The organism is Streptomyces kanamyceticus (assembly GCF_008704495.1).
GTDB classification, from domain to species: Bacteria; Actinomycetota; Actinomycetes; order Streptomycetales; family Streptomycetaceae; genus Streptomyces; species Streptomyces kanamyceticus.
On record NZ_CP023699.1, the window covers coordinates 3,341,079 to 3,362,039 of the forward strand.

Annotated in this window: 19 protein-coding genes; 12 read left to right on the forward strand and 7 right to left on the reverse strand. The window is 71.5% G+C overall.

What is annotated here, in order from left to right; translation table 11 throughout:
• The first annotated feature begins 43 nt into the window (after nt 1-43).
• The 7 genes from scy (at nt 44) to CP970_RS13440 (ending at nt 10,050) form a co-directional block, all read left to right on the forward strand.
• Nucleotides 44-3,991, forward strand: coding sequence for a polarized growth protein Scy (scy, locus tag CP970_RS13410; RefSeq protein WP_055549058.1), 3,948 nt, complete (start codon nt 44-46; stop codon nt 3,989-3,991).
• A 183-nt stretch (nt 3,992-4,174) separates the two neighbouring features.
• Nucleotides 4,175-5,110, forward strand: a complete 936-nt coding sequence (locus tag CP970_RS13415; protein WP_055549056.1) for a coiled-coil domain-containing protein — start codon at nt 4,175-4,177, stop codon at nt 5,108-5,110.
• 121 nt (nt 5,111-5,231) lie between these two features.
• Entirely contained in the window at nt 5,232-6,209 is a 978-nt protein-coding gene (locus tag CP970_RS13420; protein WP_055549054.1) for an ABC transporter ATP-binding protein, read from the forward strand.
• Nucleotides 6,210-6,212: 3 nt separating this feature from the next.
• Nucleotides 6,213-6,983 carry an ABC transporter permease gene (locus CP970_RS13425; protein WP_055549052.1) on the forward strand — a complete coding sequence of 257 codons (771 nt, stop codon included), beginning with the start codon at nt 6,213-6,215 and terminating at the stop codon, nt 6,981-6,983.
• A 52-nt stretch (nt 6,984-7,035) separates the two neighbouring features.
• Entirely contained in the window at nt 7,036-7,860 is an 825-nt protein-coding gene (locus tag CP970_RS13430) for a hypothetical protein (RefSeq protein ID WP_055549050.1), read from the forward strand.
• Nucleotides 7,861-7,969: 109 nt separating this feature from the next.
• On the forward strand, nt 7,970-9,118 hold the full coding sequence (locus CP970_RS13435; RefSeq protein WP_055549048.1) for an ABC transporter ATP-binding protein: 1,149 nt from the start codon (nt 7,970-7,972) through the stop codon (nt 9,116-9,118).
• A 92-nt stretch (nt 9,119-9,210) separates the two neighbouring features.
• Entirely contained in the window at nt 9,211-10,050 is an 840-nt protein-coding gene (locus tag CP970_RS13440; RefSeq protein ID WP_398656929.1) for an ABC transporter permease, read from the forward strand.
• Between the two features lie 11 nt (nt 10,051-10,061).
• On the opposite strand, the gene CP970_RS13445 is transcribed toward CP970_RS13440, so the two are convergent.
• A complete protein-coding gene (locus CP970_RS13445) occupies nt 10,062-10,403 on the reverse strand; it encodes a hypothetical protein (protein WP_055552354.1) in 342 nt (113 codons plus the stop codon).
• 211 nt (nt 10,404-10,614) lie between these two features.
• On the opposite strand from CP970_RS13445, the gene CP970_RS13450 reads away from it, so the two are divergent.
• Nucleotides 10,615-11,649: an LLM class flavin-dependent oxidoreductase gene (locus CP970_RS13450; protein WP_055552352.1), complete on the forward strand. Its 1,035-nt coding sequence runs from the start codon at nt 10,615-10,617 to the stop codon at nt 11,647-11,649.
• Between the two features lie 72 nt (nt 11,650-11,721).
• Here the strand turns inward: CP970_RS13450 and CP970_RS13455 are convergent, their stop codons facing one another.
• Entirely contained in the window at nt 11,722-12,114 is a 393-nt protein-coding gene (locus CP970_RS13455; protein WP_055552350.1) for an SCO5389 family protein, read from the reverse strand.
• A 242-nt stretch (nt 12,115-12,356) separates the two neighbouring features.
• Here CP970_RS13455 and nucS point away from each other — a divergent pair, with 242 nt between their 5' ends.
• A complete protein-coding gene (nucS, locus tag CP970_RS13460) occupies nt 12,357-13,028 on the forward strand; it encodes an endonuclease NucS (protein WP_055552348.1) in 672 nt (223 codons plus the stop codon).
• An 89-nt stretch (nt 13,029-13,117) separates the two neighbouring features.
• On the opposite strand, the gene CP970_RS13465 is transcribed toward nucS, so the two are convergent.
• The 4 genes from CP970_RS13465 to CP970_RS13480 form a co-directional block, all read right to left on the reverse strand.
• Nucleotides 13,118-15,616, reverse strand: a complete 2,499-nt coding sequence (locus CP970_RS13465) for an ATP-binding protein (RefSeq protein WP_055552346.1) — start codon at nt 15,614-15,616, stop codon at nt 13,118-13,120.
• Between the two features lie 208 nt (nt 15,617-15,824).
• Nucleotides 15,825-16,148 (reverse strand): STAS domain-containing protein, encoded by a 324-nt coding sequence (locus tag CP970_RS13470; RefSeq protein ID WP_030792181.1) that lies wholly within the window; start codon nt 16,146-16,148, stop codon nt 15,825-15,827.
• A 197-nt stretch (nt 16,149-16,345) separates the two neighbouring features.
• Nucleotides 16,346-17,194, reverse strand: a complete 849-nt coding sequence (locus CP970_RS13475) for a 3-hydroxyacyl-CoA dehydrogenase family protein (protein ID WP_055552343.1) — start codon at nt 17,192-17,194, stop codon at nt 16,346-16,348.
• 147 nt (nt 17,195-17,341) lie between these two features.
• Nucleotides 17,342-17,983, reverse strand: a complete 642-nt coding sequence (locus tag CP970_RS13480) for a TetR/AcrR family transcriptional regulator (RefSeq protein ID WP_055552341.1) — start codon at nt 17,981-17,983, stop codon at nt 17,342-17,344.
• Between the two features lie 71 nt (nt 17,984-18,054).
• Here CP970_RS13480 and CP970_RS13485 point away from each other — a divergent pair, with 71 nt between their 5' ends.
• Genes CP970_RS13485 through CP970_RS13495 form a run of 3 tightly spaced genes read left to right on the forward strand, consistent with a single transcriptional unit; the run spans nt 18,055 to nt 20,206 of the window.
• Nucleotides 18,055-18,846 carry an ABC transporter ATP-binding protein gene (locus tag CP970_RS13485; protein ID WP_055552356.1) on the forward strand — a complete coding sequence of 264 codons (792 nt, stop codon included), beginning with the start codon at nt 18,055-18,057 and terminating at the stop codon, nt 18,844-18,846.
• Nucleotides 18,847-18,864: 18 nt separating this feature from the next.
• Nucleotides 18,865-19,620 carry an ABC transporter permease gene (locus tag CP970_RS13490; RefSeq protein ID WP_055552339.1) on the forward strand — a complete coding sequence of 252 codons (756 nt, stop codon included), beginning with the start codon at nt 18,865-18,867 and terminating at the stop codon, nt 19,618-19,620.
• Nucleotides 19,621-19,633: 13 nt separating this feature from the next.
• Nucleotides 19,634-20,206, forward strand: coding sequence for a cob(I)yrinic acid a,c-diamide adenosyltransferase (locus CP970_RS13495; protein ID WP_055552337.1), 573 nt, complete (start codon nt 19,634-19,636; stop codon nt 20,204-20,206).
• On the opposite strand, the gene CP970_RS13500 is transcribed toward CP970_RS13495, so the two are convergent.
• Nucleotides 20,203-20,781: a hypothetical protein gene (locus tag CP970_RS13500; protein WP_055552335.1), complete on the reverse strand. Its 579-nt coding sequence runs from the start codon at nt 20,779-20,781 to the stop codon at nt 20,203-20,205. The two genes, CP970_RS13495 and CP970_RS13500, sit on opposite strands and share 4 nt — an antisense overlap.
• Between the last annotated feature and the right edge of the window lie 180 nt (nt 20,782-20,961).

Below are 20,961 nucleotides of genomic sequence, written 5' to 3' on the forward strand. Positions count from 1 at the left end.
GCTCGAGCGAAGCCGAGGGCCTGGGGAAGGATGGGACCGCGCAGTGCGGGGCTACGAACGCCAAGAGAACTCGCGGGCTGAGACCGACAGTCTTTCGCGGTTCGAGGCCGAGATGGACCGGCTGAAGACCGATCGGGAGAAGGCCGTCCAGCACGCCGAGGATCTCGGCTACCAGGTCGAGGTGTTGCGCGCCAAGCTGCACGAGGCGCGCCGCAACCTCGCGTCCCGCCCTGCCTACGACAGCGCGGACATCGGCTACCAGGCGGAGCAGCTGCTCCGTAACGCCCAGATCCAGGCCGAGCAGCTGCGCGCGGACGCCGAGCGCGAGCTGCGGGACGCCAGGGCGCAGACCCAGCGCATCCTTCAGGAGCACGCCGAGCAGCAGGCCAGGCTCCAGTCCGAGCTGCACACCGAGGCCGTGACGCGGCGCCAGCAGCTCGACCAGGAGCTGAACGAGCGCCGTCAGACCGTCGAGTCGCACGTCAACGAGAACGTGGCCTGGGCCGAGCAGCTCCGGGCCCGTACGGAGCAGCAGGCCCGAAGGCTGCTCGACGAGTCGCGCGCCGAGGCCGACCAGGCGCTCGCCGCCGCCCGCGCCGAGGCCGAGCGCGTCGCCGAGCAGGCCCGCCAGCGCCTGGCGAGCGACGCCGAGTCCGCCCGCGCCGAGGCGGAGGCGACCCTGCGCCGCGCCCGCAGCGACGCCGAGCGCCTCCTGAACGCCGCCTCCACGCAGGCGCAGGAGGCCACCGACCACGCCGAGCAGCTGCGCTCCAGCACGGCCACCGAGTCCGAGCAGGCGCGCCGTCAGGCCGCCGAGGCGAGCCGGGCCGCCGAGCAGCGCATGACCGAGGCCGACACGGCGCTTCGCGAGGCGCGCGCCGAGGCCGAGAAGGTCCTCGCCGAGGCCAAGGACACCGCGTCCAAGCAGCTCGCGGCCGCCGAGGGCGCGAACGAACAGCGCACGCGCACCGCCAAGGAGCAGGTCGCCCGCCTCGTCGGCGAGGCCACCAAGGAGGCCGAGGCCACCAGGTCCGAGTCCGAGCAGGTGATCGCCGACGCCCGCGCGGAGGCCGAGAAGCTGATCACGGACGCCTCGGAGAAGGCGCGCACGATCACCGCCGAGGAGACCGCCGGCCAGCTCGCGAAGGCCGCGCGGACCGCCGAGGAGGTCCTCGACAAGGCGTCCAGGACCGCCAAGGAGACCACCAAGGCCGCCACCGAGGAGGCCGAGCGGATCCGCACGGAGGCCGAGGCCGAGGCGGACCGGCTGCGCGGCGAGGCGCACGACATCGCCGAGGGGCTCAAGGGCGCGGCGAAGGACGACACCAAGGAGTACCGCGCCAAGACCGTCGAGCTGCAGGAGGAGGCGCGCAGGCTGCGCGGCGAGGCCGAGCAGCTGCGGGCCGAGGCCGTGGAGGAGGGCGAGCGGATCAGGGCGGAGGCCCGCCGCGAGGCCGTCCAGCAGATCGAGGAGGCGGCCAGGTCCGCCGAGGAGCTCCTGGCCAAGGCGAAGGCCGACGCCGACGAGCTGAAGTCGGCGGCGACCACCGAGAGCGAGCGGGTCCGCACCGAGGCCATCGAGCGCGCCACGACGCTGCGCAAGCAGGCCGAGGAGACCCTGGAGCGCACCCGCGCCGAGGCCGAGCGGCACCGCGAGGAGGCCGCCGAGCAGGCCGAGACCACCAAGTCGGAGGCCGAGGACGCCGCGCGCGAGCTGCGCGAGGAGACCGAGCGGGCCATAGCGGCCAGGCAGGCCGAGGCCGCCGACGAGCTGGCCAGGCTGCACACGGAGGCCGAGGAGCGCCTGGCCGCCGCCGAGCAGGCGCTGACCGACGCCCGCGCCGAGGCCGAGCGCATCCGCAAGGAGGCCACCGAGGAGACCGACCGGCTGCGCACGGAGTCCGCCGAGCGGATCCGCACGCTGCAGGACCAGGCCGAGACGGAGGCCGAGCGGCTGCGCACGGAGGCCGCCGCCGACGCCTCGCAGGCCCGCGCGGAGGGCGAGAGCGTCGCCGTACGGCTGCGTTCGGAGGCCGCGGCCGAGGCCGAGCGGCTCAAGACCGAGGCGCAGGAGTCCGCGGACCGGGTGCGCGCGGAGGCGGCAGCGGCCGCCGAGCGCGTCGGCGCGGAGGCCGCGGAGGCCCTGTCCGCCGCCCAGGACGAGGCGGCGCGGCGCCGCCGCGAGGCCGAGGAGACCCTCAACTCCGCGCGCGGGGAGGCCGATCAGGAGCGCGAGCGGGCCCGCGAGCAGAGCGAGGAGCTCCTCGCGTCCGCCCGCAAGCGCGTCGAGGAGGCCCAGGCCGAGGCGGTCCGCCTGGTCGAGGAGGCCGACCGCCGCGCGACCGAGATGGTCTCGGCCGCCGACCAGCACGCCCAGTCCGTACGGGACTCGGTCGCGGGCCTGCACGAGACGGCGCAGGAAGAGGTCGCGGGTCTGCGCTCCGCCGCCGAGCACGCCGCGGAGCGTACGAAGACCGAGGCGCAGGAGGAGGCGGACCGCGTCCGCTCCGACGCCTACGCCGAGCGGGAGCGCGCCACCGAGGACGCCAACCGCACCCGGCGCGAGGCGACGGAGTCGTCGGAGGCCGCCAAGTCGCTCGCGGAGCGCACCGTCGCTGACGCGATCGCGGAGGCCGAGCGGATGCGTTCGGACGCCTCCGAGCACGCCCAGCGGGTGCGTACGGAAGCCTCCGACACCATCGCGTCGGCCGAGCAGGACGCCTCACGTACGCGAGCCGACGCCCGTGAGGACGCCAACCGCATCCGCAGCGACGCGGCGGGCCAGGCCGACCAGTTGATCGGCGAGGCGCGCGGCGAGGCCGAGCGGCTGCAGAACGAGACGATCGCGGAGGCCGACCGCGTCCGCGCCGAGGCCACCGAGCAGGCCGAGCGGCTGCGCGCCGACTCCACCGCGGAGGCCGAGCGCCTCACGACAGAGACGGCCACCGAGGCGGAGCGGCTGCGCACCGAGTCCGTGGCGAAGGCCGAGAAGCTCATCTCGGACGCGACGGGCGACGCCGAGCGGCTGCGCGCGGAGGCGTCCGACACGGTCAACTCCGCGCAGCAGCACGCCGAGCGGATCCGCAGCGACTCCGAGCGCGTCAAGGCGGACGCCGCGAGGGAGGCCGAGCGGCTCACGTCCGAAGCGCGCGAGGAGAGCGAGCGCACCCTCGACGAGGCCCGCGGCGCCGCCAACAAGCGCCGCCAGGAAGCCGCCGAGCAGGTCGACACGCTCATCACGGAGGCCGCCGCCGAGGCCGAGAAGCTGACGGCCGACTCCCAGGAGAAGGCGCTCAAGGCCACGACGGACGCGGAGGCGCAGGCGGACACGATGGTCGGCGCGGCCCGCAGCGAGGCCGAGCGCCTCGTCGCCGAGGCGACGGTCGAGGGCAACTCCCTGGTGGAGAAGGCCCGTACGGACGCGGACGAACTCCTGGTCGGGGCGCGCCGCGACGCGACCGCCATAAGGGAGCGCTCCGAGGAGCAGCGCGACCGGCTCACCACCGAGATCGAGGAGCTGCACGAGCGTGCGCGCCGCGAGTCCGCCGAGGCGATGAAGTCCGCGGGCGAGCGCTGCGACGCGCTGGTCAAGGCCGCCGAAGAGCAGCTCGCCGAGGCCCAGTCGAAGGCCAAGGAGCTGGTGTCGGACGCCAACTCCGAGGCGGGCAAGGTCCGTATCGCCGCGGTCAAGAAGGCGGAGGGGCTCCTCAAGGAGGCCGAGGCGAAGAAGACCTCGCTGGTGACCGAGGCCGAGCGGATCAAGTCCGAGGCGGAGGCCGAGGCGACGCACATGGTCGAGGAGGGCAAGCGCGAGCTCGAGGTGCTGGTGCGCCGCCGCGAGGACATCAATGCGGAGATTTCCCGTGTCCAGGACGTGCTGGAGGCGTTGGAATCTTTCGAGGCACCGTCGGGCGGCGCGAAGGACAATGGCGTCAAGGCGGGAGCAACTGCGGGGTCGACTCGTTCGGGTGGCAAGTCGTCAGAAGGCTAGCCAACGAGCCGTCTTCCGTGATCGGCAAGGACCTTCGACCCTGTCGCTGGCAAGTGCTCCGGCGGTTAGCCACTCAAAAGGGGTGTCATTCTCCAGATCAAACGGGCATCTGCTCGATGACACGCCGCTTGGACCCCTAGGATTCCCTCTATCACCTCACCGGTCTCATTCGACAGGAACCCCATGAGCGACACTTCCCCCTACGGCTTCGAGCTTGTGCGGCGTGGGTACGACCGCGCTCAGGTGGACGAACGTATCTCCAAGCTCGTCTCCGACCGTGACAGCGCTCTTGCTCGTATCACTGCTCTGGAAAAGCGCATCGAGGAACTGCACCTCGAGACGCAGAACGCCCAGGCCCAGGTCGCCGACGCCGAGCCGTCGTACGCCGGTCTCGGTGCTCGCGTCGAGAAGATCCTCCGCCTCGCCGAGGAGGAGGCGAAGGACCTGCGCGAGGAGGCCCGTCGCGCCGCCGAGCAGCACCGCGAGCTCGCCGAGTCCGCCGCCCAGCAGGTGCGCAACGACGCCGAGTCGTTCGCGTCCGAGCGCAAGGCCAAGGCCGAGGACGAGGGCGTCCGGATCGTCGAGAAGGCCAAGGGCGAGGCGAACACGCTGCGCGCCGAGGCGCAGAAGGACGCCCAGTCCAAGCGCGAGGAGGCGGACGCCCTCTTCGAGGAGACCCGCGCCAAGGCCGCGCAGGCCGCCGCGGACTTCGAGACGAACCTCGCCAAGCGCCGCGAGCAGTCCGAGCGCGATCTCGCCTCGCGGCAGGCGAAGGCGGAGAAGCGCCTCGCGGAGATCGAGCACCGCGCCGAGCAGCTCCGACTTGAGGCAGAGAAGCTCCGCACGGATGCCGAGCGTCGCGCTCGTCAGACGGTGGAGACGGCTCAGCGTCAGGCCGAGGACATCGTCGCGGACGCGAACGCGAAGGCGGACCGGATCCGCTCGGAGTCCGAGCGCGAGCTCGCCGCTCTGACCAACCGCCGCGACTCCATCAACGCGCAGCTCACCAATGTGCGCGAGATGCTGGCGACGCTTACCGGTGCGGCGGTCGCTGCCGCGGGTACGCCCCCGGAGGACGAGCCGATCTCTCGTGGGGTGCCTGCGCAGCAGACTCGCTGAGGCTCTCGGGATCTGCGGGCCCGCTGTAGCTGGTCGCGCAGTTCCCCGCGCCCCTGACGGGGCGCCCCTGCCCCTTGCCACTCCGGTGGCAGGGGGCTTTGTCGCGTTTTAGCGTTGGCGCATGATCGAGCTCGAGGGGCTGACCAAGCGGTACGGCGAGAAAGTCGCCGTCAACAACCTGACCTTCACGGTCCATCCCGGCATCGTCACCGGCTTCCTCGGTCCGAACGGCGCGGGCAAGTCCACCACCATGCGCATGATGCTGGGCCTGGACAACCCGTCCGCCGGGGCCGTCCGCGTCGACGGCATGCACTACTCCCAGCTGAAGGACCCCCTCAAGTACATCGGCGCCCTGCTCGACGCCAAGGCCATGCACGGCGGCCGCAGCGCCTTCAACCACCTGCTCTGCCTCGCCCAGAGCAACGGCATCCCGCGCGGCCGCGTCGACGAGGTCCTGGACACCGTCGGCCTGACCGCCGTCGCCAAGAAGAAGGCCAAGGGCTTCTCGCTCGGCATGGGCCAGCGCCTGGGCATCGCGGGCGCGCTGCTCGGCGACCCCGAGATCCTGATGTTCGACGAGCCGGTCAACGGGCTCGACCCCGAGGGCATCCACTGGATCAGGAACCTGATGAAGTCGCTCGCCTCGCAGGGGCGCACCGTCTTCGTCTCCTCGCACCTGATGAGCGAGATGGCCCTCACCGCCGACCACCTCGTCGTCATCGGCCAGGGCCGCCTGCTCGCCGACATGACGATGTCGGACTTCATCCGGCAGAACTCCCGGTCGTACGTCAAGCTGCGCTCCCCGCAGCGCGAGCGCCTGCTCGACGTGCTGCACGAGGCGGGCATCACCGCCGTGGAGGCGGGCAGCGGCACGCTCGAAGTGGACGGCACGTCCGCGGAGCAGCTCGGCGAGCTCGCCGCGAGCCACCAGCTCGTACTCCATGAGCTGAGCCCCCAGCAGGCCTCGCTGGAGGAGGCCTTCATGCAGCTCACCGCGGAGTCCGTGGAGTACCACGCGCACTCGGACCACGCCGGGCCGAGCGCACCACCGGCCGCCGAGGGCTGGGGCGATGGCTGGCAGCAGCGGAAGGAGGCCTGAGCGATGGCCGCGACGCAGGTACTGAAATCGGAGTGGACCAAGATCCGCTCGGTCTCCTCGACCGTCTGGACGCTCGGCCTCGCCGTGGTCGTCACGATCGCGCTCGGGATGTTGATCAGCATCCTGTCGAAGAACGACTACGACAAGCTCGACGCCCGGGACAAGCTGACCTTCGACCCGACCTACACCAGCTTCGCCGGGATGTCCCTCGGCCAGCTCGCGCTGATCGTCTTCGGGGTGCTCGTCGTCTCGAACGAGTACAGCACCGGCATGATCCGCACCTCGCTGGCCGCGGTCCCCCAGCGCGGCACGTTCCTGTTCAGCAAGGTCCTGGTGGCCACGCTGCTCTCGTTCGCGGTGGGCCTCGTCACCAGCTTCCTCACGTTCTTCGTCGGCCAGGCGATGCTCGGTACGCACCGGGCGCAGATCGGCGACCCAGGGGTGCTGCGCGCCGTCATCGGCGGCGCGATCTACATGACGCTCATCGCGGTGTTCTCGATGGGCGTCGCGGTGATGCTGCGCAGCCCGATGCTGTCGCTGGGCATCCTGATGCCGTTCTTCTTCCTGATCTCCAGCATCCTGGGCAACGTCTCGGCGACCAAGAAGATCGGCCGCTTCCTGCCCGACCAGGCCGGCAGCAAGATCATGCAGGTCAAGACGCCGTTCGACGACGACACCCCGTACGGACCCTGGGGCGGTCTCGCGATCATGGTGGTGTGGGTCGTCGCGGCGCTGCTCGGCGGGTACGTACTGCTGAAGAAGCGGGACGCGTAGGGCCTGTCCGGCGGATCATGGCGCTAGCCCGCACCCGGACCCAGGGGGGCGTGTGACCACTCAGGACCGCGGGCTCGCGGCACTCGGCTTCGACGGGGTGCCCGCGCTGCGTCCGCTGACCTACCCGGGCCGCCCGGTCGGAGCCCCCTCGCTGCTGACCGGCGCCGAGCTGCTGCCGCTGCGCGCGAGGCCCGGCGGGCCCGGTGCGTGGGCCGTCGGGGGGCACGGGCCGCGCCGCTCGCTCGACGCGGTCCTCACCGGGCTCGGGCAGGCCCCCGTCGCCGAGCGCCGCCCCGTCATCGCCGTCGGCTCGAACGCCTCCCCCGGGCAGGTGACCCACAAGCTCGCCGGACTGGGCCTCTCCTGTGCCGTGCCGATGGTCCCCGTGCGGCTGCGCGGCATCGGCGTGGGCTGCTCGGCCCACATCGGCCGGGCCGGATACGTGGCGGCCGCCCCCTACCCGGACCCCACCGCGCGGCGCGCCCTCGTCGTCTCCTGGCTGGACGCGGCACAGCTCGCCGCGGTCGACGGCACGGAGCTGCCCAACTACCGGCGGGTGTGGCTGCCCGGCGTCCCGTACGAGATGGCCCTGCCCGGCGGGACGCCGCTCGACGGCGCGTACCTCTACGTGAGCGCGCGCGGCGTCCTCGCCGACCCGGCGACGGGCCTGCCGCGCCCCGGCGGCGGCGACCAGGCGGCACTGCTCGACGCGCTCCTTGCCGCGTCCCCGGCCCTGCGCGCGCTTCTCGGGCCCGACGCGGCGGCCTGGGTGCGGCGGGCCGCCGCGGACGCCGCACTGCGCGAGCGGGGCACACAGCTCTTCGCCGCCGCGGGCTGGGTGCTGCCGTTGACGGACCTTCCGACCCCGCTCGGGTGACCCGGCGGTTTTACTAGCTCTTGGCTGGAACCGTCAGCTCCCCGTTATCCTCCTAACCCTTACGGGGGCGTGTGCCCCGACGTCCTGAACCATTCGATGGGTGCGGAGAATGATCGAGGCAGTCGGCCTGACGAAGCGCTACGGCGCCAAGACAGCCGTGTACAACCTTTCCTTCCAGGTGCGGCCCGGTACCGTCACGGGCTTCCTGGGCCCCAACGGCTCGGGCAAGTCGACGACGATGCGCATGATCCTCGGGCTCGACGCCCCCACCACGGGGCAGGTGACGATCGGCGGTTACCCGTACCGCAAGCTCCCCAACGCCCCGCGTCAGGTCGGCGCGCTGCTCGACGCCAAGGCCGTGCACGGCGGCAGGCACGCCCGCAACCACCTGCTGTGCCTCGCGCAGCTCTCCGGCATCCCGGCCCGCAGGGTCGACGAGGTGCTCGGCGTCGTGGGTCTGCAGGAGGTGGCGAAGAAGCGCTCCAAGGGCTTCTCGCTCGGCATGGGCCAGCGCCTGGGCATCGCGGCCGCGCTCCTGGGCGACCCGCAGGTGCTGCTCTTCGACGAGCCGGTCAACGGCCTCGACCCCGAGGGCATCCTCTGGGTCCGCAACCTGATGAAGTCGCTCGCCGCCGAGGGACGTACGGTCTTCGTCTCCTCGCACCTGATGAGCGAGATGGCCCTCACCGCCGAGCACCTGATCGTGATCGGCCGCGGCCAGCTGCTCGCCGACATGAGCGTCACGGACTTCATCTCCCACAACTCCGCCGACTTCGCGCGCGTGCGCACGCCGGAAGGCGACGGGCAGCAGCGCGAGAAGCTGTCGGCCACGCTGTCCGAGGCGGGCGGCCAGGTCATGCCCGAGCAGGACGGCGCGCTGCGCGTGACCGGCCTGCCGCTCCCCCGCATCAGCGAGCTCGCGCACGGCGCGGACGTCCGCCTGTGGGAGCTCTCCCCGCACCAGGCCTCGCTGGAGGAGGCGTACATGCGGATGACGCAGGGCGCCGTCGACTACCGCTCCACGGTCGACCAGCGCGCGGGCCTCCAGCAGCAGCTGCCGCCCGGCGCGCCGCTGCCCGGCCAAGGCCAGCCGCCGCTGCCCGGCCAGGGCCAGCCCGGCTGGTACGCGCCGCCGCCGCCCCAGCAGGGCGGTCAGCCCTTCGCGATGCCGCAGCCGCAGGACGGGCAGAACCCGTACGCCGCGGCTCCCGCCCCCGACATGTCCAAGCGCGCCACCGACAACGAGGATGCACGATGACCACGCCTCCGACTCCGCAGCAGCAGCCGCAGGCGCAGCAGCCCCAGCAGATGTACGCCCCGGCCGGGGCGCCCGCGCCGCACGCGGCCCCGATGGCCCCGCCGCCCGCCGCCCCCGCGCCGCCGTCCGCCTGGCAGCAGGCGATGGCCAACGCCTACACCTCGCCGATCCCGGTCAAGAAGACCCACCTCGGCAACGCGCTCAGCTCCGAGTGGACGAAGATCAAGTCGGTCCGCTCGACGATGTGGACCCTGGGCACCTTCCTGGCCCTCGTCGTCGGCATCGGTCTGCTCGCGGCCGCGAACACCGAGCCGCGCAACTACGCGGAGATGCCGTTCACCGTCCCGGCCTTCTTCGGCCTGATGCTCGGGCAGATCTGCCTGATCACGCTCGGCGTCCTGGTCACCTCGTCCGAGTACGGCACGGGCATGATCCGTACGACGTTCACGGCCTCGCCGCAGCGCCACCGCGTCCTCGCCGCGAAGATCCTGGTCTTCTTCGCCACGGCCTTCGTCGTGTCCGCGGGCTCCATCCTGTTCGTCGGCCTGGTGACGTCGAGCCTGAACAGCGGCCCCGAGGCGGGCGACATCCCCTGGGCGGGCACGGTCTTCAAGGGCAGCCTGTACGTCTCGCTGCTCGGTGTGCTCGCGCTCGCCGTCGGCTCCATGCTGCGGCACTCCGCGGGCGCCATCACCGCGATGCTCGGCGTGGTCCTGGTCCCCGCGATCATGCCCGCGTTCCTGATGATCTGGGAGAGCACGCAGTCGCTCGGCGAGAAGATGAACGACTACAACGCCATCACCGCCCTCGCCAAGATCTTCGGCGCGGAGGACGACGGCACCGGCGGCGGTTCGCAGCTGACGGTGCTCGTCGTCGTCACGGCCGCGGCCGTCGCGGGCGCCTTCGCCCTCCTGGAGAAGCGCGACGTCTAGCCGTACGAGGCTCAGTACCTCGGAGCGTTACGGGACCGCTGCACCCGCGTGGTGCGGCGGTCCTTCGCGTTCCAGCACGCCTTGTGCCAGTGCCTGCGCTCGTCCACGCCCGAGTGCTCGGGCCAGGCCACCACGTGCGCGAGGCCCGAGGGGATCTCCTGGTCGCAGCCGGGGCAGCGGTAGCGCTTGCCCGCCGCGCTCGCGCCCGCGACGTGCCGGACCTTCCACGTCTCGCCCTGCCAGTCCTCGGAGCGCTCGAAGCTTCCGTAGCGGCCGCCCTGTTCCGCGTCGGCGGACGGCGCGGACGGGCTCGACTCTCCGGCGCCCTTGGGGCGGTTGCGACGCGGGGACACAGGACACCTCACGGGCTGTACGGCTATCAGGGGTGCGACCAGCCTACGCGCCACGTCGAGGGGTACCCGTCCCGCACCGGCGCCCACAGGGCCCCCTGCCATTGCGCAGAAAATCCAACAATCTTCACGCCAGGCCGTGCCTTTGGCACGTGTCACGCGTTGTTGCCCGTAGGGGGAGTGCCTGCGTCGGCGCCAAGGAGGCAGGAGTTTCATGCGTGTAGGTAGTTTTGTTCTGGCCGCCCAGTTCCCCGGTCAGGGGCAGGGGGAGGCGCTGCACCGGGCGGTGCGGTCCGCCGAGGTGGCCGAGGAGGCGGGGCTGGACGCGGTCTGGCTCGCCGAACACCACTTCGTTCCGTACGGCACGTGCCCGTCGGCGGTGACGCTGGCGGCACTGCTCCTCGGGCGGACCCGGCGTATCCACGTCGGTACGGCGGTGAGCGTCCTGCCCACCGTGCACCCCGTCGCGCTCGGCGAGCAGGCGGCGCTGCTGCACCTGACGTCCGGCGGACGCTTCTCGCTCGGCGTCGGACGCGGCGGCCCGTGGGTGGACCTGGAGGTCTTCGGATCCGGTCTCGACGCGTACGAGAAGGGGTTCCCCGAATCCCTCGACCTGCTGCTCAAGTGGCTGCGGGAACCCCGGGTCGAGAGCGCGGGCGAGCGGTTCGCCTTCCGCGAGGTCGCCGTCGTACCGCGCCCGCAGGAGGCGCTCGGCGGCCAGGGCGAGAGCGGCCCCGAGGTCGTCGTCGCCTGCACGTCGCCGTCGAGCGTGCGGCTCGCCGCGCAGCGCGGTCTGCCGATGCTGCTCGGCATGCACGTGGGCGACGTCGAGAAGGCCGAAATGGTGGCCTTGTGGAATCGGCACGCACGTGCTTCGGGGCATACGCCCGAGGAAATCGCCACCGCCGCGCACGTCTCCGCCGGTGTCGCCCAGATCGCCGACCGGCGTCTGGAGGCGGCGGAGATGTTACAGAAGGCCATGCCCGGCTGGCTCAAACAGGGTCTGGACGCCCATGTCACGGTGGACGGCCGCAAGCGGGCCATGCGCGATCCGCTCGCCTACACCGAACTGCTCTGCGGGCTGCACCCCGTGGGCACCCCACAGGTCTGTGCCGACCGGCTCGCCGCCACCTCGGAGCGCACGGGCATCACGCGCTTCGCGCTGCTCGTCGAGGGCTCCGGTGATCTCACCGCCACCGAGGAGAACGTACGGAGACTGGGCGCCGAAGTGCTGCCCCAGCTCGGCTGAGGCTGCCCTCGCGCTGCGGAGCTGCCGCTCCGGACTGAACACCTCCCGCGTACGGAGCGGCAGCAACAGGCGTCAGCAGTCGCGCAGTTCGGGTGACTGGTTGAGCAACTGGCCCCGGATCGAGGTGAAGCGGGCGAGTCGTTCGTCCACCGACGGGTCCAGCGGGAACACCGCCACGCGGTGGCAGTTCTGGAATGCCAGACGCACTCCGAAGTGCCGCTGCAGAGCGCCGCGAATCGCGTCGCTCGCGAGCGCGCGCAACAGCTGTCCGCGTGCCTGCTCGTCCGGCGGCGGCGTCTGGTTGTCGGCGAACTCGCCGCCGTCAACCTTCAGCTGGGCCACCAAGGAGCTGATCATCTCCCATGCGTAAGGCAGGGAGCTCCGGACGCAGTCGACGAATGCTGCTTCGTCCACCTCGCCTCGCTCGGCCTGTTCCAACAGTGCCGGTGAGACGTCCAGCGACATGGGTTCTCCTCTCACACCCCCGGGGAGCGGGGGCTTACGGACAGGGAAGGAGTCCGCATACGCAGCGTGCACGGATGACGACCTCCCGCTTCTACGGTAGGCAACGGGCGGTAACGGCACCAGGAGATTGGGCACATAACCGGCCAGGATCGAACAGGTTCATCGTCGGACAAGTCGTGCGCGTGACGGAGAGGGGTGGGCGAATCGCGTGCACCGGCCCCGGTCGAGTAGCGTTGCGCCCCATGCGTCTCGTCATTGCCCGATGCTCCGTGGACTACGCGGGCAGGCTCACCGCCCATCTCCCGTCGGCCCCCCGCCTGATCCTCGTGAAGGCGGACGGCAGCGTGTCGATCCACGCGGACGACAGGGCCTACAAACCACTGAACTGGATGTCCCCGCCCTGCACCTTGAAGGAGGGTTCGGGGGACGACGCCGGGGTGTGGACCGTCGTGAACAAGGGGGGCGAGAAGCTCATCATCACGATGGAGGAGATCCTGCACGATTCCTCCCACGAACTGGGCGTCGACCCCGGCCTCATCAAGGACGGCGTGGAAGCACACCTTCAGGAGCTCCTCGCCGACCGGATCGAGACACTCGGCGACGGATATTCGCTGATCCGCCGCGAGTACATGACGGCGATCGGCCCGGTGGACATCCTCTGCCGCGACGCCGACGGACAGACCGTCGCCGTGGAGATCAAGCGGCGCGGCGAGATCGACGGCGTGGAGCAACTCACGCGCTATCTCGAGCTGTTGAACCGCGACCCGCACCTGGCGCCGGTCAGGGGCATCTTCGCCGCACAGGAGATCAAGCCGCAGGCCCGGGTGCTCGCCACGGACCGCGGCATCGGCTGCGCCATCCTGGACTACAACGCACTGCGCGGCATCGAGGACGACAAGCTGCGGCTGTTCTGACCCGTCGTACACACGCTCGTACGCATACGGAGAGGGCCGGGTCCTGGTGGACCCGGCCCTCTCCGTATGCGCCCGTCGCGCCGGAGCGCCTAAGCCGTCCCCGACTCGGCCGGGGACTGCGGCCCACTGCTGCTCGCCGGGCCGCTCGCCGACACCGAGGTGTCGGGCGAGGACGGCGGGGCGTCGCTCGTGGGAGGAGTCGTCGGCGGGGTCGTGGGCGGCGTCGTCGGCGGGGTCGTCGGCGGCTTGGTCGGCGGGGTCGTCGGCGGCTTCGTCGGGGGCTTCGTCGGCTTGGTGGGCTCGTCGGTCGGCTTGGTGGGCTTGTCCGTCGGCTTCGTCGGCTCGTCGGTCGGATCGCCCGACGGCTTGCCGCTCTCGGTCGGCGAGCCCGAAGGCTTCCCGCTGTCGCTCGGCGTGGGGTCGTCCGACGTCCCGACGACGCCGTCCTTGCCCGGGTCGTCGGGACGGCTCGTGGAGTCCTTCTGCGGCTTGTCGGCGTCGAGGCCGCCGCCGTCGCGGTCCTCCTTCGCCGACTGCTCCGTCTTGACCTTGTCGCCCTGGGACGGGTCGTTGTTGTCGGAGGTGGCGCCGAGCGTGACGACCGTGCCGAGGACGGCGACGAGCAGGGCGCCCGCGCCCGCCGCGATGAGGTTGCGCCGGGTGCCGCTGATGATGGAGCGGCGGCTCGGCGCGGGTCCCGAGCCCACGACGGGGCTGATCCTGCTGGTGACCAGGGTGTCCGGCTCCGGGGGCGGCTCCGGCAGGGCGAAGGCCGCGGGGATGCCGCCGGGGGGCGACGCCGACTCCTCGTACCGCGCGTCGGGCACCTCTTCGCCCGCGGTGGCGCCGCCGCCCGGCAGCATGCCGCCCGAGCGGTCGGCGACCAGGGCGAGGGCCCTGCGCCCGGAGATCATGCCGCGCTTGTCGGCGAGTGCGCCGCGCAGGCCTATGGAGGCCTCCAGCTCGGCGCGGGCCCGGTCGAGCTGTCCGCCGCAGAGCGCGAGGATGCCCAACTCGTGGTGGAAGTAGGCCTCTTCGGCGACCTCACCGGCGTTCCGCGCGGCTTCCTGGCCGGATCGCAGGGCGCGCTCCCAGGCGCCCCAGTCGAGCCCGCCCGCGAAGGCGGGCGCCGCGGTGCGGGCCAGCAGCACGGCGGCGCCGCTCGCCGGGGCGACCAGCGCGCCGAGCGCGGCGAGCACGGCGTCCGCCTCGGCGGCGACCCGCTCGGGGGTGACCGAGGGGTGACCGGACCACCAGGCGTAGTGCTGGGCGGCGGCCTTGGCCTGCGCGGCGTCGTCGTCGGTGTAGCCGAAGGACTCCAGCTGGGTGCGGACCCCGGCGGCGAGGCGGTAGTGCGCGCCGACCGCGCCGACCAGGGCGCAGCTCACCAGTTCGGCGAGGGCCGCGTCCGCGTGCGTGTCGCCCACCAGGGCCGGCAGGTGCGCCTGGTGCGGCAGTTCGCCGCCGAGCGCGACGGCGAAGCGCAGCGTGGCGCGGGCCGACGGGCTGAGCCGGGACGCGAGCAGGGCCGCGGGCGCCGCGCCGTCGGCGAGCGAGGGCAGCGGTACGTCGGGGCCCTCGACGGCGTCGAAGGGCGCGTCGACCGGGCTCTCGACGTAGTAGCCGTTCTCCTCGAAGGCGGCGGGGTCGGCGCGCAGTTGGTCGCGCTGCCGGAGCAGGGCGCCGGCCTGCACGAAGCGCAGCGGCAACCCCTCGGACTCGAACCAGAGGTCGCCCGCCCAGTTGGCCTCCTCGTCGTCGAGGACGCGGCCGACGACGCGCTCCAGGAGCTCCAGGCCCCCGCCGCGGCCGAGTCCGCCGAGGAAGACCTCTTCGAGGGAGGATTCGGCGGACGGCGCCGCGACGTCGGGCGTGGCGGAGATGACGAAGGCGCACTCGGGTGTCGCGTCCAGCAGCTCGTCCAGGCCCGCGCCGCCGAACTCCAGGTCGTCGAGGACGACGACGGCGCCGATGTCGTGGACGAGTTCGAGCAGCAGGGCGCGCTCGGGCCGGTGCAGCGGTGCGTTGTAGACGTGCGCGAAGAGGTCGTGGAGCAGCTCCGTGACCGTCCTGCGGTAGCCGGAGAGCCGGACGACGCCGTCGGGCGCCAGGTCCGCGCAGTCGTCCGCGACGGCGTTCAGGAGCGTCGTGCGCCCCGATCCCGCGGGTCCGGTGAGCCGTACGGAGCGGCCGCGCGCGAGCAGTCGTACGAGCCGCTCGCGCTCTTCCTGGCGCTCCAGGAGCGGCAGCCTGGGCAGTGCGGGCCCCGGCGGCACGGGCGGCATCGCGGCCCTGCGCAGTTCGGCGCGCTCGGCCGCGGTGTGCTTGGTGGGCCTGCCCGGGCGTTCGCCGGGCGGGCAGGCCTCGATCTCGCTGCCGTCGACGGGATTGACGGTGAGCAGGAAGTCACCCGAGACGAGCTGCACGGTGCGGGCCAGCACGGGTGCGGGCTGGCCGAAGTCCGGTGTCATGGGGTCGCGCTGCGGGCGCGCGGGGCGCGCCGATCCGTCGTCGTCGAAGTCGTTGTCGTAGCCGTCGTCGAAGCCGTCTTGGCCGTACTCTTCCGGTCCCCGGTTCATCGGGTCCATGGTCTTAGCCCCCCAGATGCGTGGTGTGCAGAGCCCCCTCCGGCCTTCGTGCACACTGCGCTGTCGCTTCTGGTCCGGTGCCCCCGTGCGGGTTCGTATATCGGTGGGCGACCGAACCCTAGACCTTTGCTCAGTATCTACGAGAGGGCGGGGTACCGCCCCGCCCGAGACGTCACAGTCTCGTGAGGATTGTGCGTGAGGTGCGGGTTCAGGCTCTGGGGAGCGATTCGACGCCGATGCCGCCCTCGATGGCGAGGATCCGGTGCAGCCGGGTCGCCACGAGGAGGCGCTGCATCTGGGGCGGCACGTGGCGCAGCACGAGCCTGCGTCCGCACCTGCCCGCTCTGCGGTGCGCGCCCATGATGACGCCGAGTCCCGTGGCGTCCCACGAGTCGAGTTCGGACAGGTCGAGCACCAGATCGCCGGCTCCGTCGTCGACGGCCGAGTGCAGGACCGTACGGGCGTCCGCCGCGCTGCGTACGTCGAGGCGTCCCCCGACGACCAGCTGGGCCTGGTCGCCCCTGATGTGCATATGCGCTCCCCGAGAGTGCTGTGTCTGCTGTGACGTCTGATCCGTAACGCGTTCTGCGTATGTCACTGCAACTGACTGCCGCGCGGGCAAGGAAGTTGCCGTCTGTAAGCGAACCGATACCGAATTCACTCCGAGGGGTGACCCGCGAGGCGACGAAGCGTCCGACGAGGCGTCAGGCGGCGTACGTCAGTACTGGTTCAGTGCTTGTAGAACCCTTGCCCGCTCTTGCGCCCGATGTCACCGGCGTCAACCATCCGGCGCATCAGCTCCGGCGGCGCGAACTTCTCGTCCTGGGACTCCGTGTAGATGTTCTCGGTGGCGTGCAGCAGGATGTCGACGCCCGTGAGGTCGGCGGTCGCGAGCGGTCCCATGGCGTGCCCGAAGCCGAGCTTGCAGGCGATGTCGATGTCCTCGGCGGTGGCGACGCCCGACTCGTGGAGCTTGGCGGCCTCGACGACGAGGGCGGAGATCAGCCGGGTCGTCACGAAGCCCGCGACGTCACGGTTGACGACGATGCAGGTCTTGCCGACGGACTCGGCGAACTCACGGGTGCGGGCGAGGGTTTCGTCGCTGGTCTTGTAGCCGCGCACGAGCTCGCAGAGCTGCATCATCGGTACGGGCGAGAAGAAGTGGGCGCCGACCACGCGCTCCGGGCGCTCCGTCACGGCCGCGATCTTGGTGATCGGGATGGCGGAGGTGTTGGAGGCGAGCACGGCGTCCTCGCGCACGAGCTTGTCGAGCGTACGGAAGATCTCGTGCTTGACCTCGAGCTTCTCGAACACGGCCTCGACGACGATGTCCGCGTCGGCGACGGCGTCCAGGTCGGTGGTGGTCGTGATGCGCCCGAGCGCCGCCTCGGCGTCCTCGGCGGCGAGCTTGCCCTTGCTCACGAACTTCTCGTAGGAGGCCTTGATCCCGTCGGTGCCACGGGTCAGGGCCTCATCGGTGACGTCTCGCAGGACGACGTCCCAGCCCGCCTGGGCGGAGACCTGAGCGATGCCGGACCCCATGAGTCCGGCTCCGATGACGGCGAGCTTCCGTGCCACTGTTCCGACTCCCCTACCGCTTATCACGCTTGGCTTACACGCTGTTTACGCATGCCTCTTCGGCGCACGTTAGCGGTCGTGAGGGCGCATGTGTCCGCGAAGAGATGCGCGTCACGTCTCAGATGACGGACATCACACTGACACGGATCATTTGGCGCCACGCACCGCGTAGTTGAGGACTTTCTCGCTGAGCAGGTCCTCCATCTCGTCGAGCAGGACGAGCGCTTCGCGGGAGACCTCGGCGGGCTTGCGGCACTTGGTCATCTCGTCGCCGATCCAGGCCATGAGCGTGCTGTGGACCCAGGCGAGCTGGCCCGCGACGAGCCCGGGCAGCGGGTCCCCCTCGGCGGCGCCGGTCTCCTCGGCGAGGGTCCGGGTGAGCCGGTCGACGACCTCCTGCTGGATGGCCCAGAGCCGGGAGCGCAGGGCGTGCGCCTCGGTGATGACCTTCATGAAGTCGGCCCAGCCGGGGAAGAGCCCGACGGTCGGCGACACCGCCTCGACGTCGGCGCGCAGCTCGCGCAGGACGGCGTCGGCCGCGGACTCCCCCTCGCGGCGGCCGCGCACGTGGCCGGAGAGCCGGTCGACGACGCTCTCGCCCCGGTCGAGGAAGAGGTCCTCCTTGGCCGGGAAGTAGTTGTAGACCGTGTTGACCGAGACGTCGGCGGCGTCCGCGATCTCCGCGATGGTAACGGTCACGAAGCCGTGTTCCAGGAAGAGCCCGGTCGCGATGTCCGAGATCCGCTGCTTGGTCTGCCGCTTCTTGCGCTCCCTCAGGCCCTCACTCATCCCTCCATCCTAGGGTCTCTGAAATTTTGGAGAGATTGCAAAATTGCATGGACTCTGTTTTTGTGGTCGCCATGGCAATCATCAGCACCTCCGGGCTCGCCCGGACCTTCCAGACCAAGGGCGGCCCCGTCGAGGCCGTCCGCGGCATCGACCTGCGCGTCGAGCCCGGCGAGATCCTCGGCTTGCTCGGCCCCAACGGCGCGGGCAAGACCACCACCCTGCGGATGCTGACCACGCTCCTGCCGCCCACCGGGGGCGCCGCCACCGTCGCGGGCCGCGACCTGGCCCGCGACCCCGAGGGCGTGCGCGCGAGGATCGGGTACGTCGCCCAGTCCGGCGGCGTCGACCTGAGCGTCTCCGTACGCGAGGAGCTGGTCACCCAGGGCCGCCTGTACCGGCTGACGAAGGATCAGGCGGCCGCGCGCGCTGAGGAACTCGCGCGCGACCTCGGCCTGACCGAGCTGATGGAGCGCCCCTGCGCCGCGCTCTCCGGCGGCCAGCGCAGGCGCCTGGACCTCGCCCTCGGCCTCACCCACCGGCCCGAGGTGCTCTTCCTCGACGAGCCGACCACGGGCCTGGACCCGGGCAGCCGCGCCGACCTGTGGAAACTGGTGCGGCAGCTGCGCGACGAGCACGGCACGACGGTCTTCCTCACCACGCACTACCTCGACGAGGCCGACGCGCTCGCCGACCGCCTGGTCATCGTGGACAAGGGCGTGGTGGTCGCCGAGGGCACCCCGAGCGCGCTCAAGCTCCGGTACGGCGGCTCGATCGACGCCACGCTCCAGGACACCTTCCTCGCCATCACCGGACGCGACATCGACCCCCAGCCCACCGCCGACACGGCCCCCGTCGCCGTCTGAGACCCCAGGACCCCTTCGATGCCCGCACTGCTCTCCGACACCGCGCTGATCTTCGGGCGGTACGCCCGGCAGACCCTGCGCTCCAAGTTCCAGATGCTCTTCGGCGTCCTGACGCCCCTGCTGTACCTGCTCTTCTTCGGTCCGCTCCTCTCCGACCTGCCGCTCGGCTCGCGGGGCGACTCCTGGCAGGTGCTCGTGCCGGGACTGCTGCTCCAACTCGGCCTGTTCGGCGCCTCGTTCAGCGGCTTCGCGATCATCGTCGAGAAGCAGTTCGGCGTGGTGGAGCGGATGCGCGTGACACCCGTGAGCCGCCTCGCGCTGCTGCTCGGCCGGGTGCTCCGCGACGCCCTGCTCTTCGTCTTCCAATCGGTGCTGCTCGTCATCGCCGCCCTGGCGATGGGGCTGCGCGCGCCGGTCGGCGGCATCCTCATCGGGTTCGTGTTCGTGGCGGTGCTGAGCGCGGGGCTCGCCTCCCTCTCGTACGCCCTGGCGATGAAGGTCTCCAAGGCGCACGAGTTCGGGCCCGCGGTGAACGCCATCAGCCTGCCCGCGATGCTGCTCTCGGGCCTGATGCTGCCGATGGCACTCGCGCCCGCCTGGCTCGACGTGCTCTCGCACTTCATGCCGTTCCGCTATCTCGTGGACGCGGTACGGGCGGGCTACGTGGGCGCATACGGCACGACGGCCATGCTGTACGGCGTCCTGATGGCGCTCGGCTTCGTCCTGGTTTCCGTGACGGTGGGCACACGTGTCTTCCAGAAGGCCGGTGCCTAACTACGCTGGCCGCATGGTCAATCTGACGCGCATCTACACCCGGACCGGCGACCAGGGGACGACGGCCCTCGGCGACATGAGCAGGACCGCCAAGACCGATCTGCGGATCTCGGCGTACGCCGACGCCAACGAGGCGAACGCCGCCATCGGCACCGCGATCGCCCTCGGCTCGCTCGACGAGGAGGTCGTGAAGGTCCTCGTACGGGTCCAGAACGACCTCTTCGACGTCGGCGCCGACCTCTCCACGCCGGTCGTCGAGAACCCCGAGTACCCGCCGCTGCGCGTCGAGCAGTCCTACGTCGACAAGCTGGAGGGGGACTGCGACCGCTTCCTCGAAGAGCTGGAGAAGCTGCGCAGCTTCATCCTCCCCGGCGGCACGCCGGGCGCGGCGCTGCTGCACCAGGCGTGCACGGTGGTGCGCCGGGCCGAGCGCTCGACGTGGGCGGCGTTCGAGGCCCACGGAGCGGTCATGAACCCGCTGACCGCGACGTATCTGAACCGCCTCTCCGACCTCCTGTTCATCCTGGCCCGTACGGCCAACAAGGAGGTCGGAGACGTGCTGTGGGTGCCGGGCGGGGAGCGCTAGCGCTTGCTCAGGATGTCCTCGCGGTCGGTCCGCTCGGGCTCGGCCGCCGGGGCCTTCTTCGGAAACAGCGTGTAGCTGAGCGCGATCAGGCCGTGGATGCCCGCCGTGCGCCAGGCCGTGTACATCCAGCTCTCCAGCGACGAGGTGCGGCTCGGGTCGTCCACGTACCACATGGCGAGCAGCAGCAGGCCGCTCGCGACGGCCGCGGCCACCACGGAGCCGAGCCAGACCTTGGCCTCGTGCAGGGCGCGGGGCGTTCCGTAGCGCGGCGGGCGCGGCACCGGGGTGCCGTTGAAGCGGTGCGCCGCGTGGCCGTCGAGCCACTTCACGGTGCGGTGGCCGTGGCCCACGGTGTAGCCGATGTAGAGGGCGGCCAGGCCGTGCTTCCAGCTGGGGTCCGCGCCGTTCTTCAGGTCGACGGCGGTCACGATCAGGAGCAGCACTTCGAGGAGCGGCTCGCACAGCAGGATCGCGATGCCCAGGCGCGGCATCCGCAGCAGATAGCGGGTGGCGAGACCCGCGGCGAGCAACACCCAGAAGCCCACCTCGCAGATGATGATCAGCGTGACGATCACGGCTGGCTCCTTCTGGTCGCTTCCTCTGTCACCCTCCAAGACTCCCGCCGCACGCGCCGCCGATCATCGTCGCCAGTGACGAAGTGGGGCTGCATCCTTCGATGTAGCGGCGCCCCTGCGGCGGCCGCGGTAGGCACTTCGATGTAGTCGCCACCGGCCGGGTTCCTCCCCCAGGACCAG

What these genes read in the sequence shown, in the direction of transcription:
- CP970_RS13415 (WP_055549056.1), top strand. Translation starts at nt 4,175, where the DNA reads ATGAGCGACACTTCCCCCTACGGCTTCGAGCTTGTGCGGCGTGGGTAC.
- CP970_RS13420 (WP_055549054.1), top strand. Translation starts at nt 5,232, where the DNA reads ATGATCGAGCTCGAGGGGCTGACCAAGCGGTACGGCGAGAAAGTCGCC.
- CP970_RS13425 (WP_055549052.1), top strand. Translation starts at nt 6,213, where the DNA reads ATGGCCGCGACGCAGGTACTGAAATCGGAGTGGACCAAGATCCGCTCG.
- CP970_RS13435 (WP_055549048.1), top strand. Translation starts at nt 7,970, where the DNA reads ATGATCGAGGCAGTCGGCCTGACGAAGCGCTACGGCGCCAAGACAGCC.
- CP970_RS13440 (WP_398656929.1), top strand. Translation starts at nt 9,211, where the DNA reads ATGGCCCCGCCGCCCGCCGCCCCCGCGCCGCCGTCCGCCTGGCAGCAG.
- CP970_RS13450 (WP_055552352.1), top strand. Translation starts at nt 10,615, where the DNA reads ATGCGTGTAGGTAGTTTTGTTCTGGCCGCCCAGTTCCCCGGTCAGGGG.
- CP970_RS13455 (WP_055552350.1), bottom strand. Translation starts at nt 12,114, where the DNA reads ATGTCGCTGGACGTCTCACCGGCACTGTTGGAACAGGCCGAGCGAGGC.
- nucS (WP_055552348.1), top strand. Translation starts at nt 12,357, where the DNA reads ATGCGTCTCGTCATTGCCCGATGCTCCGTGGACTACGCGGGCAGGCTC.
- CP970_RS13465 (WP_055552346.1), bottom strand. Translation starts at nt 15,616, where the DNA reads ATGGACCCGATGAACCGGGGACCGGAAGAGTACGGCCAAGACGGCTTC.
- CP970_RS13470 (WP_030792181.1), bottom strand. Translation starts at nt 16,148, where the DNA reads ATGCACATCAGGGGCGACCAGGCCCAGCTGGTCGTCGGGGGACGCCTC.
- CP970_RS13480 (WP_055552341.1), bottom strand. Translation starts at nt 17,983, where the DNA reads ATGAGTGAGGGCCTGAGGGAGCGCAAGAAGCGGCAGACCAAGCAGCGG.
- CP970_RS13485 (WP_055552356.1), top strand. Translation starts at nt 18,055, where the DNA reads ATGGCAATCATCAGCACCTCCGGGCTCGCCCGGACCTTCCAGACCAAG.
- CP970_RS13490 (WP_055552339.1), top strand. Translation starts at nt 18,865, where the DNA reads ATGCCCGCACTGCTCTCCGACACCGCGCTGATCTTCGGGCGGTACGCC.
- CP970_RS13495 (WP_055552337.1), top strand. Translation starts at nt 19,634, where the DNA reads ATGGTCAATCTGACGCGCATCTACACCCGGACCGGCGACCAGGGGACG.